This is a genomic window from Aeromonas sp. R9-2 (genome assembly GCF_040908025.1).
Classification (GTDB): Bacteria; Pseudomonadota; Gammaproteobacteria; order Enterobacterales; family Aeromonadaceae; genus Aeromonas; species Aeromonas veronii.
This window is the reverse complement of record NZ_JBFOCX010000013.1, coordinates 68,205-88,165: the sequence shown is the minus strand read 5'-3', so window position 1 is coordinate 88,165 and position 19,961 is coordinate 68,205. Positions and strand designations below refer to the sequence as shown.

General features: G+C 56.9%; 17 protein-coding genes and 2 pseudogenes. 12 read left to right on the top strand and 7 right to left on the bottom strand.

Features of this window, described 5'->3' with window-relative positions:
* Positions 1-16 precede the first annotated feature (16 nt).
* The 7 genes and pseudogenes from AB5Y71_RS03780 to AB5Y71_RS03750 form a co-directional block, all read left to right on the top strand.
* Positions 17-895, top strand: coding sequence for an EamA family transporter (locus tag AB5Y71_RS03780; protein WP_368171039.1), 879 nt, complete (start codon positions 17-19; stop codon positions 893-895).
* Positions 896-1,330: 435 nt separating this feature from the next.
* On the top strand, positions 1,331-2,797 hold the full coding sequence (gene yjeM, locus AB5Y71_RS03775; protein ID WP_368171038.1) for a glutamate/gamma-aminobutyrate family transporter YjeM: 1,467 nt from the start codon (positions 1,331-1,333) through the stop codon (positions 2,795-2,797).
* Positions 2,798-3,055: 258 nt separating this feature from the next.
* Positions 3,056-3,967: a D-alanyl-D-alanine endopeptidase gene (gene pbpG / locus AB5Y71_RS03770; protein ID WP_019444871.1), complete on the top strand. Its 912-nt coding sequence runs from the start codon at positions 3,056-3,058 to the stop codon at positions 3,965-3,967.
* 223 nt (positions 3,968-4,190) lie between these two features.
* Positions 4,191-5,228, top strand: a complete 1,038-nt coding sequence (locus tag AB5Y71_RS03765; protein ID WP_368171037.1) for an acyltransferase — start codon at positions 4,191-4,193, stop codon at positions 5,226-5,228.
* A 292-nt stretch (positions 5,229-5,520) separates the two neighbouring features.
* Positions 5,521-7,563, top strand: a complete 2,043-nt coding sequence (locus tag AB5Y71_RS03760) for a TonB-dependent receptor (RefSeq protein ID WP_368171036.1) — start codon at positions 5,521-5,523, stop codon at positions 7,561-7,563.
* Between the two features lie 64 nt (positions 7,564-7,627).
* On the top strand, positions 7,628-8,251 hold the full coding sequence (locus tag AB5Y71_RS03755) for a PepSY-associated TM helix domain-containing protein (protein WP_368171035.1): 624 nt from the start codon (positions 7,628-7,630) through the stop codon (positions 8,249-8,251).
* A gap of 477 nt (positions 8,252-8,728) precedes the next feature.
* Positions 8,729-8,872, top strand: a pseudogene (locus AB5Y71_RS03750) (IS30 family transposase); the annotation flags it as partial.
* Positions 8,873-9,092: 220 nt separating this feature from the next.
* On the opposite strand, the gene AB5Y71_RS03745 reads toward AB5Y71_RS03750, so the two are convergent.
* Positions 9,093-9,389, bottom strand: a complete 297-nt coding sequence (locus tag AB5Y71_RS03745) for an SOS response-associated peptidase family protein (RefSeq protein ID WP_368171034.1) — start codon at positions 9,387-9,389, stop codon at positions 9,093-9,095.
* On the opposite strand from AB5Y71_RS03745, the gene AB5Y71_RS03740 reads away from it, so the two are divergent.
* The 3 genes and pseudogenes from AB5Y71_RS03740 to AB5Y71_RS03730 all read left to right on the top strand — a co-directional run bounded on the left by AB5Y71_RS03740 (position 9,379) and on the right by AB5Y71_RS03730 (position 11,020).
* Positions 9,379-9,591 carry a S24 family peptidase gene (locus AB5Y71_RS03740; protein WP_368171033.1) on the top strand — a complete coding sequence of 71 codons (213 nt, stop codon included), beginning with the start codon at positions 9,379-9,381 and terminating at the stop codon, positions 9,589-9,591. The two genes, AB5Y71_RS03745 and AB5Y71_RS03740, sit on opposite strands and share 11 nt — an antisense overlap.
* 2 nt (positions 9,592-9,593) lie before the next feature.
* A pseudogene (locus AB5Y71_RS03735) lies at positions 9,594-10,624 on the top strand (DUF4113 domain-containing protein).
* Positions 10,625-10,792: 168 nt separating this feature from the next.
* Positions 10,793-11,020: a hypothetical protein gene (locus AB5Y71_RS03730; protein ID WP_368171032.1), complete on the top strand. Its 228-nt coding sequence runs from the start codon at positions 10,793-10,795 to the stop codon at positions 11,018-11,020.
* 317 nt (positions 11,021-11,337) lie between these two features.
* Here the strand turns inward: AB5Y71_RS03730 and AB5Y71_RS03725 are convergent, their stop codons facing one another.
* From AB5Y71_RS03725 to AB5Y71_RS03715, 3 genes are all read right to left on the bottom strand, one after another.
* Positions 11,338-11,661: a hypothetical protein gene (locus tag AB5Y71_RS03725; protein ID WP_368171031.1), complete on the bottom strand. Its 324-nt coding sequence runs from the start codon at positions 11,659-11,661 to the stop codon at positions 11,338-11,340.
* A 3-nt stretch (positions 11,662-11,664) separates the two neighbouring features.
* Complete coding sequence (locus tag AB5Y71_RS03720; protein WP_368171030.1) at positions 11,665-11,814, bottom strand: hypothetical protein; 150 nt, start codon at positions 11,812-11,814, stop codon at positions 11,665-11,667.
* A gap of 121 nt (positions 11,815-11,935) precedes the next feature.
* Complete coding sequence (locus AB5Y71_RS03715; RefSeq protein WP_368171029.1) at positions 11,936-12,118, bottom strand: hypothetical protein; 183 nt, start codon at positions 12,116-12,118, stop codon at positions 11,936-11,938.
* Between the two features lie 194 nt (positions 12,119-12,312).
* Between AB5Y71_RS03715 and AB5Y71_RS03710 the strand changes: the two genes are divergently transcribed.
* Positions 12,313-13,452 carry a hypothetical protein gene (locus AB5Y71_RS03710; protein ID WP_368171028.1) on the top strand — a complete coding sequence of 380 codons (1,140 nt, stop codon included), beginning with the start codon at positions 12,313-12,315 and terminating at the stop codon, positions 13,450-13,452.
* Positions 13,446-15,653 carry a hypothetical protein gene (locus AB5Y71_RS03705; RefSeq protein WP_368171027.1) on the top strand — a complete coding sequence of 736 codons (2,208 nt, stop codon included), beginning with the start codon at positions 13,446-13,448 and terminating at the stop codon, positions 15,651-15,653. Before AB5Y71_RS03710 ends, AB5Y71_RS03705 begins: the two co-directional genes overlap by 7 nt.
* 246 nt (positions 15,654-15,899) lie before the next feature.
* Here AB5Y71_RS03705 and AB5Y71_RS03700 read toward each other — a convergent pair whose 3' ends face one another.
* The 3 genes from AB5Y71_RS03700 to AB5Y71_RS03690 all read right to left on the bottom strand — a co-directional run bounded on the left by AB5Y71_RS03700 (position 15,900) and on the right by AB5Y71_RS03690 (position 19,333).
* Entirely contained in the window at positions 15,900-16,481 is a 582-nt protein-coding gene (locus AB5Y71_RS03700) for a recombinase family protein (RefSeq protein ID WP_368171026.1), read from the bottom strand.
* A 184-nt stretch (positions 16,482-16,665) separates the two neighbouring features.
* Complete coding sequence (locus AB5Y71_RS03695; RefSeq protein WP_368171025.1) at positions 16,666-18,027, bottom strand: SEL1-like repeat protein; 1,362 nt, start codon at positions 18,025-18,027, stop codon at positions 16,666-16,668.
* 757 nt (positions 18,028-18,784) lie between these two features.
* Positions 18,785-19,333: a terminase gene (locus tag AB5Y71_RS03690; RefSeq protein WP_368171106.1), complete on the bottom strand. Its 549-nt coding sequence runs from the start codon at positions 19,331-19,333 to the stop codon at positions 18,785-18,787.
* Positions 19,334-19,961: the final 628 nt, after the last annotated feature.

The window sequence follows — 19,961 nt, the reverse complement described above, 5'->3', positions numbered from 1 at the left end:
CAGGCTCCGGGCGGGTATGCTGTTGACCCCCATCGCCCGAGAGCCCTTTCCCATGAACACCACCGTCTTTTTTGCCGTTCTGCTGGCAGCCCTGCTTCACGCCAGCTGGAATGCGCTGGTCAAAATTGGCGAAGAGCGGCTGATAGGCGTGTCACTAGTGGCGATCTTCTCAGGGCTTATCGCCGCCATCGCACTGCTGCCCATGGGGCTTCCCTCTGCTGCCGAGCTGCCCTGGCTCGGCCTCTCAGTCCTGCTCCATATCGGTTACTGCCTGTTTCTCAGCCATGCCTACAATCAGGGCGATTTTGGCCAGATCTATCCGCTGGCCCGTGGCAGTGCCCCGCTGCTCGCCATGGTGTTAAGTGCCCTGCTGCTGGGGGACTACCCCGGTTACGGCGGCATCATCGGCGCCTGCGTGCTGATCATGGGGGTCTTGCTGATGGCCTGGCGAGGCGGGCAGCAGCGCCTTGACAGCAAGGCAGTTCGGGCGGCACTGATCACGGCCATGTTCACGGCGACCTATACCCTCTCGGATGGAGCCGGCGCCCGCGCAGGAGGTGAACCGGTACGCTACACCCTCTGGCTCTTTGCCTGTACCGGGCTGGCGATGCTGCTGGTGCTGATCGTCCACCAGAGGCGCAACGCATGGCGCCAAATCCGCCGCCATGCGCTGTCAGGAATGGCGGGAGGCGCCATGTCACTGCTCGCCTACGGAATTGTTATCTGGGCCATGACCCAAGCCCCCATTGGCGTGGTCGCGGCTCTGCGCGAAAGCAGTGTGCTGTTTGCCATGCTGCTCTCGGTCTGGCTGCTGAAAGAGCCGCTCGGGCGCATGCGGCTGACGGCGGCGGCCATTATCACTGGCGGCGTGCTGCTGACCCGGCTGGGAGGATAAGCGCGGTCGCCATTGGTGCGGATTTATCAGGCAGGATGGCGTAATTCACTCCGCCAAATATGCCGAATACCAATAATGGAAATAAGTCTCGGCCCGGGCGTAAATGTTTACATCCGCAACGTATCAATTAACTGGCAGGTCTGTTTATTTCAACCACAGCTTCATTCGGGAAACTTACCTGCCCAGCAGCATTAATGATAAAATCGTTCACAGTTAATTTTCGGCAACGCTGACCAATACCGCGCATGGCACAGACCATGCCGCTCCGCCCATACATTCATTGACCGCCTGACGGGTAAGCCAGCCCGGTCAGAGATAACCTGATCGCGCCCGCCACAGCAGGATGGCATGGCGCTACCGCGTTATTAATGGGTCCGGTTTCGTCTGTTTAATTTTTGATTATTTTAAATCCAGCACCATCAGGGAGTTTTTAATATGTCGGCAAAAAAGCTGAAGTTGGGCGCCTTTATATTGATGATATTAACATCGGTATTTGGCGTCACTAATATCGGGATCGGTTTTTACCGAATGGGATATGCCGCAATTCCGATGTTCGTGATCGGCGGTCTGTTTTTCTTCATCCCGTTCATTTTGATGATGATTGAGTTTGGTACCAGCTTTCGCAAAGAGGCGGGCGGTATCTTTACCTGGATGCGCCACTCGGTCTCGACCCGATTCGCCTTTATCGGTCTGACCATGTGGTTCGCCTCCTACGTCATCTGGATGTTTGGCAAGGCGCTCTCCATGTGGGTGCCCCTCTCCTTCATGCTGTTTGGCCGCGACATCACCGTCATCCCGGTCACCCTGGGCACCGGCATCGACTTCGGCCCCTTTATTCTGGGAGTGGTCGCCATCGCGCTGGTTGCCACCGTCACCAAGCTCATCACCTTGGGTAGCGCCCGCTTCGCCAAAGTGGCGGCCATCGGCGGTCTCTCCGTGGTGGCACTCAACGTGTTGCTGCTGGTCGGTGGCGTCTTCACCTTCGCGGTGAGCGGCATGACTCTGCAGGAGCCCTTCACCCAGGCATCGCTGACGGCGTCTCCCAATGCCGCTTTCAACGACATCATCCCCTTCCTCGGCTTTATGGTGTTCGCCATCTTCGCCTACGGCGGGGTCGAGGCGATGGCCGGGGTGGCTGACGAGCTGGAAGATCCGGAGCGCGACCTCAAGCGCGGCATCTTCCTCTCCGGCGCCTTCATCGTGCTCTGCTACATCATCGGCTTTCTGGCGGTCGGCTCCATCATGCGCTGGAGCGACTTCCCGGCCGAGGGGATCACCTCTCTCTCCGCTCTCTTCATCATCATGCTGGAGCTGGGGCGCCATCTTGGTGGCGAGTGGCTGGGACAGGTGTTCATGCGCTTTGCCGGATTGGGCATGTTCCTGAGCTATCTGGGTGCCTTTATCGCCCTCTCCTACGCGCCGCTGCGCCAGTTCATCACCGGCACCCCGAGCTACTTCTGGCCGGAGCGTTTCCAGCGCGAGAACGAGAATGGCGTGCGGATTGAAGCCCTCAAGGTGCAAGCCTGGGTGGTCTGTCTGTTCATTGCCGCCAAGTCCATCTTTACCCTGATCAACCCGGAAGGGGCCGCCGCCCTCTATGAGCTGATCATCACCATGACCAACGTCGGCATGACCCTGCCCTACATGTTCCTCATCTACGCCTGGTATCGCTATCGCAACAACCCGGCGCTGGGCAAGGACCTGACCTTCTTCAAGAGCGCGGGCTCGGTACTGCTTGCCACCATCATCAGCCTGATCCTAGTCGCCTTCGGCAACGTCTTTACCGTGGTGGCCCCCTTTATCTCCGGCGATATCTCCACCGGCGTCTGGACCATCATTGGCCCGCTGCTGTTCGTGGTGATCGCCATGCGCTTCAAGATCAAGCAGGAAGATACCCACTAACCGGCAGGCAATGCTCCATGCCAATCGGGACCGTTTTGGTCCCGATTTTTTTAGCGCCGGCTTCCGCTCGCCATCACGGCCAGTCCATAGTTTCAATGCAAAAAAGACTCCATGGAGACCTCTTTTACGCTCTCCTCGCCGTCAAAGCACGCTCAACGCCGTAAATTATCAATATCAAGGTGAGAATGATTGTGAAGCGCCAGTTCACGACATATAACTTAGCGAGATATCCCTGTATTTCGTCCGGTAGAGCTGATCATGATGATGCGTTCCCTCCTTCCCCTGTTGCTTGGCGCAGTAATGCTGCCGGCCACTATGGACAGTGCCCATGCCAACCCCTTTGCCGCCAGCAGCAAGAGCAGCAGCGGCTTTCTCGAGCGACGGGATGTGCCTAACCTCAGCTCGGCTGCCTTCGTGGTGGCCAACCACAGAACCGGCGAGGTGATCTCCGAGCGCAACGGCAACCGGGTAATGCCCATCGCCTCACTCACCAAGCTGATGACGGCGCTGGTGGTGCTGGATGCCAACCTGCGCCTGAATGAAATGCTCACCGTGACCAATGCCGACATCGACCGCATCAAGGGAACCGGCTCGCGCCTGGCCATAGGTTCCAGACTCAGCCGCGCCGAAATGCTCCATATCGCCCTGATGTCCTCTGAAAACCGCGCCGCATCGGCGCTGGCCCGCCACTATCCCGGCGGCCAGCGTGCCTTTGTCGAGGCGATGAACGCCAAAGCCCGCATGCTGGGGATGTGGAATACCCGCTACGCCGACAGCACAGGGCTCAACCCACGCAATGTCTCCACCGCGCAGGATCTGGCCAAACTCGCCGCCGCAGCTGCCTCCTATCCGCTGATCCGCCAGTACTCCACCGACGAGCAGAGTTATGTGCGCACCAACAAGCGTCAGCTGCACTACCTCAACTCCAACCGGTTGATCCGCGAAGGGCAATGGGAGTTCACCCTCTCCAAGACCGGCTATATCCGCGAAGCGGGCCGCTGTCTGGTGCTGGGTACCAAGGTCAATCGTGAGCCGGTGATCATGGTGCTGCTCAATGCCGAGACAACCAACGATCGGGTCGCCGATGCCAAGCGGATCAAAACCTGGCTGGAGAGCTCGGGCAGAACCACCCTGGCCGCCAACCAGAGCAGCATGCTGACTCACCAGTAAGCTCGAGCTCCCCAACCAAGCGAGGCACCTGCCTCGCCTTTTTTATCTGCATGAGCGCGCCCAAAAAATGGGATCCAGTTCCCGCTACAGGTAACACCTTCCGCCATCCCGTTACAAAACGTAACTACTCAACAGCGTGATTCACACTAATAGAATCAATTGGTTGTAAGTTTTCGGCAAGAATTTTAGCGTGCCGTCACAACCCCTGTAACGACGAGCCACCATGCGTATTTCCAGTATCGAGTGCGGGCGGGTGCTGGCCATTCTGGCCGTGATGACCATTCACGTCTCCCCCTTCGCCAATCCGTTCAATCCCGCCCTGTGGGAAAGCGGATCTTGGCTCTGGCTGAGCGGCACAATCAACCAGCTATGCCGCTTTGCCGTGCCGCTGTTTTTCCTCTGTGCCGGTTACTTTCTGCAGCCGAGACTGAGCCGCGAAGCGCCGCTGACCGTTGCCTGGCGCTACTGCCGCCCCTTGCTGCTGCTCTGGCTGGTGTGGAGTCTGGTCTACCTGCTGGTGCCGTTCAATCCACTGGATGCCGTGCAGCAAGGCTATCTGACCTCCCTGCGCGGGCAGTGGCAATTCCAGCTCGGCGACCCCCTCAATGGCTGGCTGGTGGGCGGCATGATCCACCTCTGGTTCCTGCCAGCCCTGGTCATGGCGGTGACCCTGCTGGCACTCTGCTACCGGCTTGGCAGACCATCGCTCGCCCTCTGGCTGGGTCTTGGCCTTTACCTACTGGCGCTGCTGGGGGGCTCCTATGCCAAGCCGCTGCTGGGCGCCGAGTGGCCACTGCTCACCCGTAACGGCCCCTTCTTCTCCCTGCTGTTTGTGGCGCTCGGGGCCCTGCTGCGCCAGCGTCAGTGGCAGCCCGATGCCCGCACCGGCTGGCAACTACTGCTGGCGGGCGTGGCGCTCTATGGCTGTGAAGCCTGGGCGCTGCAGCACTTTGCCGCAGTGCCGCTCACCCGCCACGACTTCCTGCTCGGCTCCCTTCCCTGGGCTATCGGCCTGTTTGGACTGCTGCTGGCCAACCCCGAGTTGGGCAAGGGCAGCTGGCTTGAACGTCAAGCCCCCAAAGTGCTCGGGATCTACTGCCTGCACATGATGCTGGTGGTCTGGCTCTTCGTGTTCGGCCCGCAGGGCGCATCCATCCTGTGGGAGATTGCCAAGGTGCCGCTGCTGCTGGGATCGTCTCTGCTGGCCTATCGCCTGCTGGCGGCCCAGCCACTCGCCCATCGACTGCTGCGTACTCGCTGAGTCCGATATCCGGCCCGTCCTATCGGGCCGGATATCGCTTCACATTTCGCACCTTTTTCTTCCGCTAAGCCCTTTTCCCTCGCTTCGTTCGCGCGGTTTGCTGCAATGGCTCTGCTTTTCAGCCGAGCACCCCCGACCGCACAACCAGTCCCCAATGCTCCCCTCCATTTTCACCTTGCCAGACAAATGAAAATCAATATCATTGGCATCCCGCTTTGGCGGGTCAGGCTAATTATAATTAAATCAATATGTTCGAGCCGTCAGGTCGACATCCAAAGAGTCAATATTGAATATGCAGCACCCTCACTTTCGCAGAACGCTGGTCTCGCTGGCACTGCTGGGCACCGGCTTCACTGCCCAAGCCGCCGATGAAACCATGACAGTGGTTGGCAAACGCTCCCAACATCAGGAAGTTGCCACCGCAACCCGTACCAATACGCCAGCCAAGCTGGTTCCCCAGACCATCGACAGCGTCAAGGTCAGCGAGCTGACCGCCTTCGGCCAACCGACGCTGAGCGAAGCCCTGAGCGGTATTCCCGGGGTCAACGCCAGCGGTGATACCCGCTTCGATGGAGTCAATATCCGCGGCTTCAGCGCCAGCAACGACTTCTATCTCGACGGGTTCCGCGACGACATGCAGTACACCCGGGATCTCGGCAACATCGAGCGGGTGGAAGTGCTCAAGGGCCCGGCTGCCGTACTCTACGGCCGTGGCAGCACGGGGGGCATCGTCAACCGGGTCAGCAAGAAGCCGCAGAAAGGGCAGGAGTCCAGCGTCACCGCCCGGGTCGGCAGTTTTGACAGCCAGCGGCTGGCCGCCGACCTCAATGGCGAGGCGAGTGAGCAGGTGCAACTGCGCCTCAACATGGCGCAAGAGGACAAAGATAGCTTCCGCAACGGCGTGAAGAGCAAGCGCACTCTGCTGGCCCCTTCCGCCAACTGGGAGATCAGCGACAACCTCAACTGGCTGGTGCAGTACGAGCGCAACGAACATGACCGCACCCCGGATCGCGGCATTCCCGGGGTCAATGGCCGTCCGGCCGATGTGCCGCGAGAGTATGTTTACAGCGATACCAGCCGCGACTTCATTGATGACGTGGCGCAATCCACCCGCTCCCGCCTCTCCTGGGATATCAACGATCAGTGGCAGTTGCGCCAGCAGCTCGGTTACTCCACCCTCGACAGCCAGTTTGACAACACCTATGTCACCAGCGTCAAAGGGGATAAGGTGACCCGCTCCCGCTGGCAACAGGATCTGAAAGCGAAGAACCTGATCAGCAACACCGAGGCCGAGGGTCTGTTCCAGACCGGCCCGGTGGAACATCGCCTGCTGGTTGGCTTCGAGCAGAACTGGCAGGAGCGCACACCCAAGCTCTACCAGAACGCCACCGCCATCCCGTCTGGCAATCTCTACGACCCGGGCTCACTGCCTACCTACAATGGCGCCATGAAGCTCTCCAGCGACGCCAAACACAAGGTGCGCGGCAATGGCCTCTATCTGCAGGATCAGCTCAGCCTGGGTGACTGGCATCTGGTTGGCGGGCTGCGCCGTGACGACTTCACCGTCACCAGTCGCCGCTACGACCTCAACAAGGAGGAGAGCGTCTCGGTCAACAGCCTGAGCCCGCGCCTCGGTCTGGTGTGGAACCCCCTCGAGGATCACGCCTTCTACACCTCCTACAGCAAGACCTTCACTCCGGTGGGCGGCGAGCTGATCGGCATCACCCCGGGTGACAAGAACAACGGGCTGGAACCCCAGCACACCCGCCTCTACGAAGGTGGTGTGAAGAGTGACTGGCTGAACGGCAAGCTGGCGACCACTCTCTCCCTCTATCGACTGGAGATGTACAACAAGCGCACCAAGGATCCTCTGGATCCCACCAAGGTGATCCTCACCGGCCTGCAGCGTACCGAGGGAGTCGAGCTGAGCGCCCGCGCCGAGCTGACCGACGAGATCTACCTGCGTGGCGGCTTCGCCATTCAGGATGCCGAGCAGGTCAAGGCGGATGCGGATCTGCAGGGCAAGCGCCCGATGAACGTCTCCCGTCAGAATGGCCAGCTCTATCTCGGCTACAAGAGTGGCGAGCAGGGCTGGTTCGGCGAAACCGGCGTGACGGCGGTGGGCGATCGCTTTGCCGACAACGCCAACACCACCACACTGCCCGGTTACGCCCGCTTCGATGCGCGCGCCGGTTATCGCTGGCAGCAGTGGGAAGCCGAGCTGAGCGCCGAAAACCTGACCGACCACGAGTACTTCGTCAGCGCTACCAGTGCCAACCAGATCATGCCGGGTACGCCCCGTCAGCTGAGTCTGACCGGAACCTACCGCTTCTGATCTCTGTGACAACCACCCCGACTGGCCAGCCCTTGCTGGCCAGTTTTTTTATGAAGCAACCACGATGAAACGCAGAAGAGTTCCCCTTCACAACAACAAATGGGTACGCCGCCTCCATGCCTGGGCCGGTTTTTTTACCCTCGCCCTGATGCTGATGTACGGCATCACCGGTCTCTGGCTGCAACACCGTGCCGTGTTGCCCATCCCCGGCCCCCACACCGACAAATCGAGTGAAGAGATAATGCTGGAGGCGCCACTCGCCAGCCCGGAGCAGCTGAAAAGCCTGCTGCAACAGCGCTATCCCGATACCTTTGCCGACGGGCGAACCATGATCACCCCGGCCCAGACCCTGCCCACCCCGAACGGCCCGCTCACCCTGCCCGCCAAGTGGGAGATGCGCGGCGTCACCCTCAGCCAGAGCGTGGCCGCCAGCTATGTCGAGGGTACCCTGCTGGTACGTACCGACCTGCAGCAAGCCAACTTTGCCGCCAGCCTCAACCGGCTGCATCGCGGCATGGGTACCGGCCTCGGCTGGCAGCTGTTTGGCGATATCGCCGCCCTGGCCCTGCTGCTGCTGGCCCTCACCAGCCTGTTTATGTGGACCAAGCTGCACGGCACACCCAGAGCCATCATCGTGCTGACACTGGTTGGCACCCTCGGTACCCTGCTGTTTGCCCTGCGGGGATAGTGCGGCAACCATGTTCTGATGCAGCAAGGTTTGGAGAGAAAACCGCAATAGAGACAGGCCGCTGGCGGCGATGCCGTCAGCGGCTATATCAAGAAAAAGAAATAACGGAGAGAGGGAAAAGAGAAGGGATACCAAGAGGTAACGGGAAGTACTGCCAGCTCAACAGTAACGCTCCAATGTGCAGGAACGCTAAAAAACAAAAGGCCATCATTGCTGATGGCCTTTTGTCATGAATTTGATGGCGGGGTCGGACTCGAACCGACACGGTTATTCACCGGCGGATTTTGAATCCCTAAACAACGGTTGAGATTAAATTATGGTAGTTATAAACCATTGATTCAAGGCTGTTTGGTTATTTTTGGTTGCGTACAGTTTCTGGTGGTTTGCACTGAATTACACGAAATTGCACGAAAACGGCAGGCAAAACAGAGGCCCGAATTGGGTTCCCAGCATATCAAATCAAAGACCAAGCACGTGTTCATGCCAAAGTGAGCAGACCAGCGAGAGAGGACGGATGAAGAGGTTAGACGAGCGGAGCAATTGCTCAACTGGTGGCCTCGGAAATGTCTCAGGTTTAGACAACCTGACAAGGTATTCGATGAGTATCGTCCGACCGCATAGGCTGGTGTCGCACTTCTAAGTTAAATTCGTGACTCACAGCCATGGATTGGATGCTTGGCAACCCGGGGGCGATTCACTATGAGTTTTATGGGTAGTCGGGCCGGTCTCTTCGTAATGCGAAGGTCGCAGGCTCGACTCCTGTTTCCGGCACCATATGTAGCAAGACTCGCAGCGATGCGATCCTTATTCATTTTTGAGACGGGCTAACACTGGGCTAACGTCAGCCTCGGCGTACAAGTGGCATCGGCCCTCCCATCAACCGCTCAGCATGCTGCTGTACCAGGTAGGTTCGCGCCAGTTCAGGGTCCTTGCACCCCAGCCAGGTGTCGTAGTCATCCGGTGACACGATGACCAGGCTACGCTTCTCGTCTCCGGGCTTGTGCATTCGCCGCAGCAGTGGGTGGGTGTCGGCATTGATAGTGAGCTGGGAGAAGCTGAAGGTGTAGCCCTGCTCCTCCTGCCATGCCCGCCAGGTGCCGGCCACCGCGAAGGGCATGCCGTCGGCCATGCTGATCATCGACCGCGCCGTCACAGCTCGCCATGGCGATATCGTGCTGGCCTGTCTGGATGGTGAGTTCACCGTCAAAATCTTGCAGTCCGCCCCACCCGCGCTACTACCGTCCAACCCGGATTTCTCCCCCATCATTCTGCAAGAAGGGCAGGAGCTGGATATCTTCGGCGTCGTCACCTTCGTCCTGCACAAAACCCGGCGAGGGTAGCCATGCCAACCGCCATTGCCCTGGTCGACGTGAACAACTTCTATGCCTCCTGCGAGCGCTTGTTTCGCCCCGACCTCAAGGGGGTGCCGATCGTGGTGCTCTCCAACAACGATGGCTGTGTCGTCGCCAGATCCGCGAACGGGTGCAGCAGTGGACCGGTCTTACCGTCGGAGTGGGCATTGCGCCGACCAAGACCCTAGCCAAGCTTGAGAACTACGCCGCCAAGAAGTGGCCTGCCACCGGCGGCGTGGTGGATCTGCGTGATGAGGGGCGCCGCGCCAGGCTGATGGCCATCATCCCGGTTGAGGAAGTCTGGGGGATAGGGCGCAAGCTGACCGCCAAGCTCAACAAACAGGGCATCAACACAGTGGCGGATCTGGTGGCGGCCGACCCCAAGAGCCTGCGCAGACAGTATGGGGTCGTCGTCGAACGCACCGTGCAGGAGCTACAGGGGCTCCCCTGTGCCGAGCTGGAACCGATGGCCCAGGCCAAGCAGCAGATCATCTGCAGCCGGAGCTTTGGTGAACGCATCACCGCGTTTGGCCCTATACAGCAGGCGCTGGCCGGCTACATGGAGCGGGCCGCAGAAAAGCTCAGAGCGGAGGGCATGTGCTGCCGACTCGTCACCCTCTTTATAAGGAGCAGCCCCTTCTCGGAGCGAGAGACCTATTACAGCAACCAAGTATCGACCAAGCTGCAGCTCCCCACCTCAGACACCCGGGACCTGCTTGCCCTGGTTGAACCGCTGCTGCGCCGTATCTGGCGGGATGATGTCCGCTATATGAAGGGAGGCGTGATGCTGACTGACTTCACCCCGACCAGCATGCACCAGGGAGACCTGTTCGCTGACCGGCAGCAGGATCCCCGCAGCGAGGCACTGATGAAGGTGATTGACCTGATTAATCAGGGAAGGTTGGGGAAGGTCTACTTTGCAGCCCGGGGCCGGGACTCTACGGAGTGGACAATGAAGCGAGAGCAACTAAGCCCCCGCTATACCACCTGTATCATGGAGCTTCCCTCTGCGAGGGCATAACGGAAAAAACATGAGGAAAAGTCAATGAAATAATTGAATTTTCTAAAAAATGTGCTATAATGACATTTAGCCGCGCTTTTTATTTGGCACGTGCTAATCATCAAGCTAAACAAACCCAACGAGGGGCTTTAGATGAGTAACTAAATCAACAAAAGAGGAGAGCTATATATGCTCAAAAAACAGAAGGGCTGCGTCTGCAGCAAAAAAAATAACGATTCAAATGAGAACCAAAAGCCAAAAAATTTCGTTCGTGACTTTGCCCGCTCACTTGGGCGGCAACTCGTCATTAACTTTTTCATCAACAAAATGAAGATGGGGTTGAACTACGTCTTGCCGGACACTAACCCCATCGATGCTTTCGTTGATTTTCTTAAAGATTTTTTTAGTGATTTTTAATCACTAAATCGCATCTAGTTTTGGGGAAGCTTAGCTTCCCTTTTTTACGTCTGTATGCGTAAAGATTATCTGTAAAAGATAATACAGTTCTATTAATCACTTTTCAACCTTAAGTTGAGTTTTAGAGTGCGGAAAACTGCACCGAACTATTGCTTTTCTATGCATCAAAAATGATGCTCTTTAGACACAATTTTTTACAGTGTCCGATTCGGAAACCATCTTGTCCAGTACCCCCCCCCACACAAGACTGATTTTTTTCAAATTTTAACCCTGCGAACATGCTCAGATCATGTCGCCGTCACACGCTTGTAGAACGCCTACACCTCGCTCTCCTGAACATGACACCAGGCCAACACTGCTTGATAAAGCGGGTACCACTGCCGCTCCCATTTCCCGCGGCTAAGCGTCCCCAGCAGCGGTTCGATGGCGCGACACACCAGGGTTCCGGGGATGGGACGCTGCCCGGTACCGCCGCAGCGCGGGCACACCTTGTCGACGGCCTTACCGTGCAGGTGGCTCAGCTCCAGATCGCGGATCACGCCCCTCCCCCGGCAGAACTGCGGGTGACAGGCTGCCCCCGGGGTATCCACCGTGCGGCAGTAGTGTTGCACCGCCAGCGCGGCGATCGCCTTCAAGGCCATCCCCTAGCCGCGCTCCTTGATGACCCCCACATACTTGGGCGCCAGCTTGCTGCACTGAGCCATCACTCCGATCACCGCCTTGTGGTGGCTGGCTTTTTCCTTGGTGTAGCGGGCCATCATCAGCGCCAGGCCCACCCCTTCATATTTCTGCACCAGCCCCAGCGCCCCAGCACATCGGCCTGCGTCAGGTGAGAGGGTCCGGTGGAGCGGGGCTGAATGGCCTGGATCATCGCCGAGCGGGGTTCCCCTATCGACAGCGCATATTCGAGTCGCATCAGAATTCCTCCAGTGACCAGTGGGCGCCTTTGCGCTGAACCCCGACGAAGGTGAACATCCAGTGCTGCTTGGCCGCAACCTTGATCTTCACCCTGGCATCGTCCTCCCAGAACCCCTTCACCTCGTGCAACTCAACGAGCCAATCCCGATGACCATCCATAAAGGATGGTTTACTGAACATATGAAAAATCTCATTTGGGGCTATCGCAACTCCAATTGCCGGATTAACATTCCCGTCATGTTTTTAACATCCCGGTAGAGTCGACGAGATATCGGATGAGCGACCCTCAACCGTTGCGGCAATGTTGAAGCTGATTGCATTCATTTCCTAACTGCTGGGCCCAGGCCTCAGCTGAAGGGTTCAAGGAGACAGTGTTGCGAATTCCAGCACAGGCGAGTGTAGCCAACATCGAGCGGGCGCTGCGTGAAGCTGCCGGCGCGCCCAAGAATGAGCCCTTCATTTTGCCGTCGAACCTGCGTCATTTCGGATGCGGCGGCGAGGCGGCCCTGAACCAATTGCTGGTCACATGGGCCCAGCCGAGACCTCCCGTTACTCTGAAAACTTACGTTGAAACGCCTGAGCAGATCGGGGAGCTAGTCCGTCGCCTGCCCGGGCTGACTGGCGCCCTTTGCGCAGGGGCCATCATAGGCGGTGGCAAAGCGGGAGATCTAACTCATCAGGTGCGGAATGCAGCGCTTGCTCGCCTAACAACTTTACAGAGTGCCAAGCCGAAAGCGGCCTATCGCGGCTCTTCGGTGGAAATTATCTGCGCAGATCACCTTGGGCGTAATGCGCCTTATCTCCTCTACAAGACCGATAGCGGCCAGGCCTCCCAATTGCGGCCGCGACACTCCTTTACCTCGTTGGCCTCGTGGCTTTTGCGACAAACCGTGCCGAACGCGTACCAGAACAGGATCGCGCCACAAATGCCCGATGCCCTAGGTGGCATGATCTTTGAGTTGTTCAAAAACACCGAGGAACACGGTCAGTCCGATGCCTTCGGCAATATCCTGTCGATGTCGATCCGCGCTATCAAGACCGTACATCATGCTATCAAGCCGGAAACGTTAGCCCAGATCGTGGCGGATTATCCCCCGCTCGCTCACTATTGCCAGTCCCTAGAACCGGCAGAAGGAGCCGCCCAGACTCACCTATTCGAGCTATCTATTCTTGATTCTGGACCAGGCTTTGCTGTCACGCGTGCAGGCAAAAAGCTCATTGAGCTCGATATTGAAGAGGAAGAGGCCGCGGTCCGGGACTGCTTTACAACCTTCAGCGCCAAGGGAGGCTCGCGCTTTGGACAGGGGTTACCGCATGTGCTGCGGGTCCTACGTCAAGAGCAGGGGTTTCTGAGACTGCGAACAGGACGCTTATCGATCCATGCAGATTTCTCGGACACGAATGAGCGGGAAGGCCCTGAGGCCCTCCAGGTCTTCCGTCCCGAGGGCGAGGTCCTTGCCCCGGTAGCTGGAAGTCTACTTACAGTCCTACTGCCACTGCGGAGGGGATGGTGAAATCACTGTTTCACTTGAGGTTCGACCTCCACCGTTCGAACGAAGAATCCGAAGCCTGCACACGTGATACGTTGATGGTCTTCGTCGCGGAGCCGCAACTCGACCCAGAAGCGTTCGCAAGTCTGATGGAGGCAGAGATTCAAACCAATCTCGTTCCCGACGATGTTGCGATCATTGTGCGCGATCCGTCGTTTGAGGCCACGCTGAAAATGTTAACCAGCCATTCGCTTCATCACTCGACGTTGGGTAGGCTCGGCCATAGCACCGTCACCCTCATCGGTTACGACTGCAATGGAGGCGAAAGTAGACGCCACAGCATCGCGGGCACCATGCCTACCACCAGCATGACCATCGATGATGTGCGGCGCCGTGGGATCACCTTTATCTTCAACGAGCGCCAAGGCTTCGTCGAGGCGAACGCCACTTATCATTTCGAGAACCCTTCTGGCCGCCACACCGAGCGGTTCATACGGTTATCCAACATATTGGCGCGTGGAGCAGAGATCGCATTTATCGGTTTCTGCTGCCTGCCTCACATAGCCCCCTCAGCAATGAAGGCTTACCTTGATACTCCCTCGCTATACGCCGTCGTCGCCGCAATCAATGAGCAGCGTCGCTCATTTTCCGGTGCGAGTTGGATTCTCGCTGACAATTTCTCGTCCTATGCCGGTTTTGATCAATGCGAGTTCGACAGCGACGATAACGCAGTGGTGTTGATCTCTGCATCCTCCAGCGGCTCTCTCGCTGCTCGCCTCATCGACGAGAAGAATGTCGAGCCGCAGCGGATTGTGCACTTGCTGTACCTCGGGCAAAACCCGAGCACAACATCGGTCGTTTGTGACCTCTCTCAAGACAACCAGGCGAACCCCACCGGATTCACGACTTTACCCTCAGCCAACGAATCCATGGATTGCCCAATGTGCAAAAGAGGCTCACACGCTATCAAGCTCCGGGGTGATCAGTTCGAGTTCGCGGGCCCCCAACAGGATGCGCTGCTTGTGGGGCTCGCCGACGCACCGAAGGGACTTTCAGCACTGATGGGGCGCTACGCCTGCGCCGAAGTATTCGAGGTAGGGCTCGGACGTAGCGGTTTGAAGATGCCTCGCTTGTTCCACATAAACGCTGACAAGCTGCTCCAAAGCGCAGAGTTTGGCAACAAGCTCGACTATGCTCTGCGCCGATCGCTACCGGCGCGTTTGTCGCATGTGATCGCCGCCGACCAACAGTCACAGGCGCTTGCAACGCGCGTGGCGGCCCACCTCGCCACGCCAGCGCTGGTGATTGCACGGGATAATATCGATGACATTCCTGCCAAAACAAGCGAAGCAATAGTCATTGTCGCGAGTGTCATTGAGAGCGGTAGGACATTGCTCGATATCAGCCGAGACCTGCGAAGCATCTCGCCCGATGCGCCACTAATGTACTTAGTTGGCATGGCGAAGACCACAGGCGAACCAAAGCGCGAGCGGCTTGAGAACAGCCTAATCCAGACGCACAACCTCTTTCCCTATCAGTTGCTGACGGTCGACCAGATCGTGCTGCCAGCCTCATACGATAATCATGCTTGGGCCGCCGAGCTCCAGTTGCTGATCGATCCGGAAATCAAGAAACTGGTACCGAAGCAGTTGTTGCCTGTCGTAGAGTCGCGGATTAACCGCCTACGTCTTGCGAGCCAGCCTATGGGCGATGACCTGTTCTTGGCTAATGCGCAGCAGCAACTGTGTCTCCAGCCAGGATTTGTGTTCTGGCCAAAAAGCCTGCCGGAAAAGCCCGGACACAGGCAGGCGGATGTGTACTTCACGATCTCTTCGGTGCTACAGCGGCTCCGTGCGAATGCTTTCGTACCCAGCGAGCGCCGGATCATCAGCAATTGGTTCCAGCAGACGCTTCTTGCGCCCGGCAACTTCGGCCGATTCAACGACGATGTCATTCAGGCTTCACTGTTGCGCGCTGCTTATCCCTACGAGCTCAATTTCGCTGACACGGTCGCTGAAAGTCGTGAAATGGGCCGGCTGATTAGGCGGGTCATCCTCGCCAGCCAAAGCCCTCGCGGCGGTGCTGCAAGTGAATTCCTGCTGGCACTTGCCACACGACGCCTGCAATTATGCAAAGACGATATGGACTATGTGCTAGAGACTGAAGCGCCCAACGTCCCGATGATACGGTTCTTATTGGAGTCATGCCGGCACCGGCTATCCTGAATCGGCTCATGGATCGGTGGTATAGAAACTCCACAAACGGCAGATTCTGGGAATGTCGCTTGGACGACGGGTATTCGGGCTGGGGCACATTGCCGACTTTCGCAGTGGCTGGCATTCAAGAGCATCAAAGCTTCCGTCAACAACGCCAGCCGACATTCTCTTTGGGTCGGAAATGCTCGAAATATTGTGTGGCCCAAGCCTGCGCGTCACCAAGCGGGGCCGGTGAACGCCTGCACAGCAAGCTAATTACGCAGACCGACATGCGCGCTTCACACTAGCGGGCGAGATACCGAAATGTTCAGCCGTCAACTTGATGCTTGCTGAATTCTCTTTGCGCCAAATGGCAACGGCAGCATCGTCAATTGTCTTCTCCCGCCCCAGCGCCTTACCTTCTGCCTTCGCCTTGGCAATCCCTGCCATCTGCCGGAGCCTGATGTTTGAACGTTCCAATTCTGCAACAGCTGCCAACATTGTCAGCATGGCTTTGCCAATCGGCGTTGACAGATCAAACCCTTCCCGCAGACTGATGATTGAAACGCCCTTGCCTTGAAGTGCCTCAACCGTATTTAACACGTCGATGGTATTGCGCCCAAGACGGTCTACCGCAGGAACGATCAGCGTGTCTCCCTTGCGTATGAACTTGAACAACTCGGCAAAGCCAGGGCGCTGTAGTGCCTTCACTGCACCCGATACACCCTCGTCAGCAAACCAGGTCTCCACCTTGTGAGTCTGCTCAATACTGTGACGCTGAGCACCAATGCTCTGCTCGCCGGTGCTGACTCTGAGATACCCGATCACCGCCATGATGTGCCCTTTTGGTTGGCTCATTATCTATGGCTCTAAATGTAGATATAGCTCATAGAAAAAACAACAGATTTGAGCCAGTGGTTTGAAAGGGATGGCTGAGTGGGTCAAAAGGTACACGTTTTGAACCGCATGAATGAGCAGGTAGCAAAAAGGAGCGCCGGTTTACCGTAACGCTCCGTATGTGCGGTGACAGACAGTGCCTTCCCTATTTAGGCCGAGATGCCTCGAAATACTGCGTGGCTAAGGCTTGCGCCTCCCTAAACCGGTCTGGTGTTAAAGCCTTCGCTATGATATCGCGATTCTTTACTGCCTCAGTGTTTCCATTCGCAACCGAGACAGCTAACCACGCATATGCCTGCTCGTTATCCTGTTGCGCGCCCAGACCTTTGCCATACATCACCCCTAGGTTGTATTGCGCAACAGCATTTCCCTGCTCGGCAGCCTTGCGGGTCCAAGCCAGTGCTTGCCCATAGTCCTGCGGTACCCCTTGGCCTCTGTAGTACATCAACGCAAGGTTGTGTTGCGCGGCTAAATACCCTTGCTCGGCAGCTCTGCGGTACCAAGCTAGCGCCTGCCCATAGTCTTGCGGCACCCCTTGGCCGTTGTAGTACATCATCCCCAAGTTGTATTGCGCGTTGACCTCCTCCTGCTCAGCAGCCTTGTGATACCAAGCCAGCGCCTGCCCATCGTCTTGCGGCACCCCTTGACCTTTGTCGTGCATAACCCCCAAGGAGAATTGCGCTTTGGCATACCCCTGCTCGGCGGCTTTGCGATACCAAGCCAGCGCTTGGGTATCATCTTTCGCCACACCTTTACCGTTTTCGTACATAACCCCCAAGGCGAATTGCGAAGCAGCATGCCCCTTCCTAGCAGCTTTGCTATACCAGTTCTGCGCCTGCGCATAGTCCTGCAACCCCCCTTCACCGTTGTCGTACATCACCCCTAGGTCGTATTGTGCGACAACATTTCCCTGCTCGGCAGCTTCACGGAACCAAGTCATCGCCTCACCAAGGTCTCGTTTGATTCCTTCGCCGTTGGCGTACATTACCCCAAGTTGGTATTGCGCGTGGTCATGCCCCTGCTCAGCCGCTTTGCGGAACCAGTACGCCGCCAGTGAACCATCTCTGGAGGCGTAAGCCCACCCCAGATTGTATTGCGCATCGATATGCCCCTGCTCGGCAGCTTTATGTAACCAGCTCTTCGCTTGGGCTGCGTCCTCCACCACACCATCGCCCAAAGTGTACATTCTCCACAGCCTGTATTGTGCGTTGGCATCCCCCCGCTCAGCAGCCTTGTGAAACCAAGCCAGCGCTTGGGCATCATCTTGCGGCACCCCTTTACCTTTGTAGTGCATCATCCCCAAGGCGACTTGCGCATTGGCATACCCCTGCTCGGCAGCTTTGCGATACCACGCCACCGCCTGGGTATCGTTCTGTGGCACACCTGCACCATATTCATATGCCATGCCCTTCTCAAACTGTTTCTGAGGATCACGTTCTGGTAAAAGCACTGTAATCCCACCGACCAACGCAATTGCAATTATCAAGGAGCGCACAAGGACAGACATAAGACCTCACAGAACCACTATTGTTTGTTGCTCAAATGATAGCCAAGCTTAAATTGAGCTTGAATGGGTCTCTTGGCGAAACCATCGACGCGATCACCAAACCGTCATTCACATCGGCATCATGGTCAGAACACCGGCCAAAGGTAGTGTATCGAATGCTCATTTGTGTTTAATGACCATTTTCACTTGGAAAAATGGGGGCGCACGCCCCGTTTCTGCCCGCTCACGCGGTAAACGCCCATCATCTCGCCCCTTACAAACCAGATCGTGGCTGAAAGTTTGTAACTGTCTTCACTGCTAGTTGACCCTATTGGTTAGTTGTTCTGGCTTGGCTCCAAAATGTGACTCGACCATTCGCATCCTCATTGCTTTGTCGGGATATAGCGTAGCTTTGTTGATGGGCGACACAGGGCGTTCCTATGCAAACAAGGATTCACCCAGATGTTCTCATGAATACGGGGGAAGCATGATAAGGATATGAGCCCAAAACTTGAGCAGGAACGGATCTATTGCGTTGGTATGGGGGAAGGAAGCCGCCCTGAGTGAACCACCGAGAGTGACCTTAGATGAAGGAACGAGAAAAGGAGTATCGAGAAAAATGCCCCACAGAACTAGGAGGCAGGAAAAGCACAAGGGCCTAGCCGAAGCTAAGCGCTTGTTGAATTTGGTCGGTGTGAGATGATTCGAACCTCCGACCCCTTCGTCCCGAACGAGATTGCCACGATGGCTTTGGGGCTTTCATTCGATCTTGCAAAATTCAGTCATCCTTATAAACCTCGCTATCTTCGTACCAGTTGGGTGGATGCACAAACGTTACTGTGGATTTCACCTGCATGCTCCCGTGGTTAACGCCCGTATTTTCTCGCCGCCCCCCATCGCCATACTTCTTGGGAGCCAGCTTTGAGGCCAGCCATTTACGAGCATCGATCTGCAGGCGGGCACGAACAATCACATCATGGTTAACTTTTACGTTCCCGTTGGCGTCGAGGAAGGTGTCATTGCTACCGTCATCGGCAATCTGGAGGATCTCATCGGCCAGTTTGTCGGCAAGATCCTCGCGCGCGCACGCGTACTGGTCCCTAAATTCTATGTAGCGTTCATCAGCCAACCAGCGCATTACCATGGATTTGGACGGCATACCTGGACGAGCAAGCACTGCGCGTAGACTCATCCCATCAGCAATGGCGCTGCATATAGCCTCCCCCAACTCGTTTGTGAATGCACTCCGACGGCCTCTAGTTACCGACTTGGAATTCGACGTGTTGGTTTCCACAGTGGAAACCTTAGGAGTGAAAACTGGGATCATAACTTGAGTTGTAGAATCCACGTGTTCAGAGCTACTTATAGGGGCCGTAGGCATACCTGAAGATGAGGCAGCGTTAACAGGTGTTGTGACTCTTGACCATTCGTGAGTCTTGGCCCGCTTGTTAATGGCAGTATGTGAAACGCCGTGCTCTATCGCTATTTGGCGCACACTCTGGCGGCCAGCACAGTACGCGAGTTCGATACCGTGCCAGTCTGGATAATCTGTTGTCTGCATAGGGGAATTGGTCATAGGCGACCAGTATTTACTATGGGGGGAGACCGGTTCCAGCCCTACAGGGGGAAGACGCTCATTATTGCTAGGATGTGCGGAAATAAATCAGCCAGCCCTCCTTTGCTGGAACAGTGGATTACGTATCTGGCGCGAGGCTACTCAGAGCAAGGCATTGCGGCCAGCAGCGGGGAAAAACGTGTGCAAAAACGAAAAAGGCTCCGGGGGACCTTTGACCATGATACTTTGAGCGGGCTTTGCCTGCTTCCGGGTCTCCTTCTCGAATTTTTCCTAGGACAGCGCCTTGTCGCGCAATAGCTGCACTTCGCCATCACTAGGTCATCACTTTTACTCACCATCACTCCCCCCTGAAAAAGCAGACCAAGTGATAGCTGCCTTA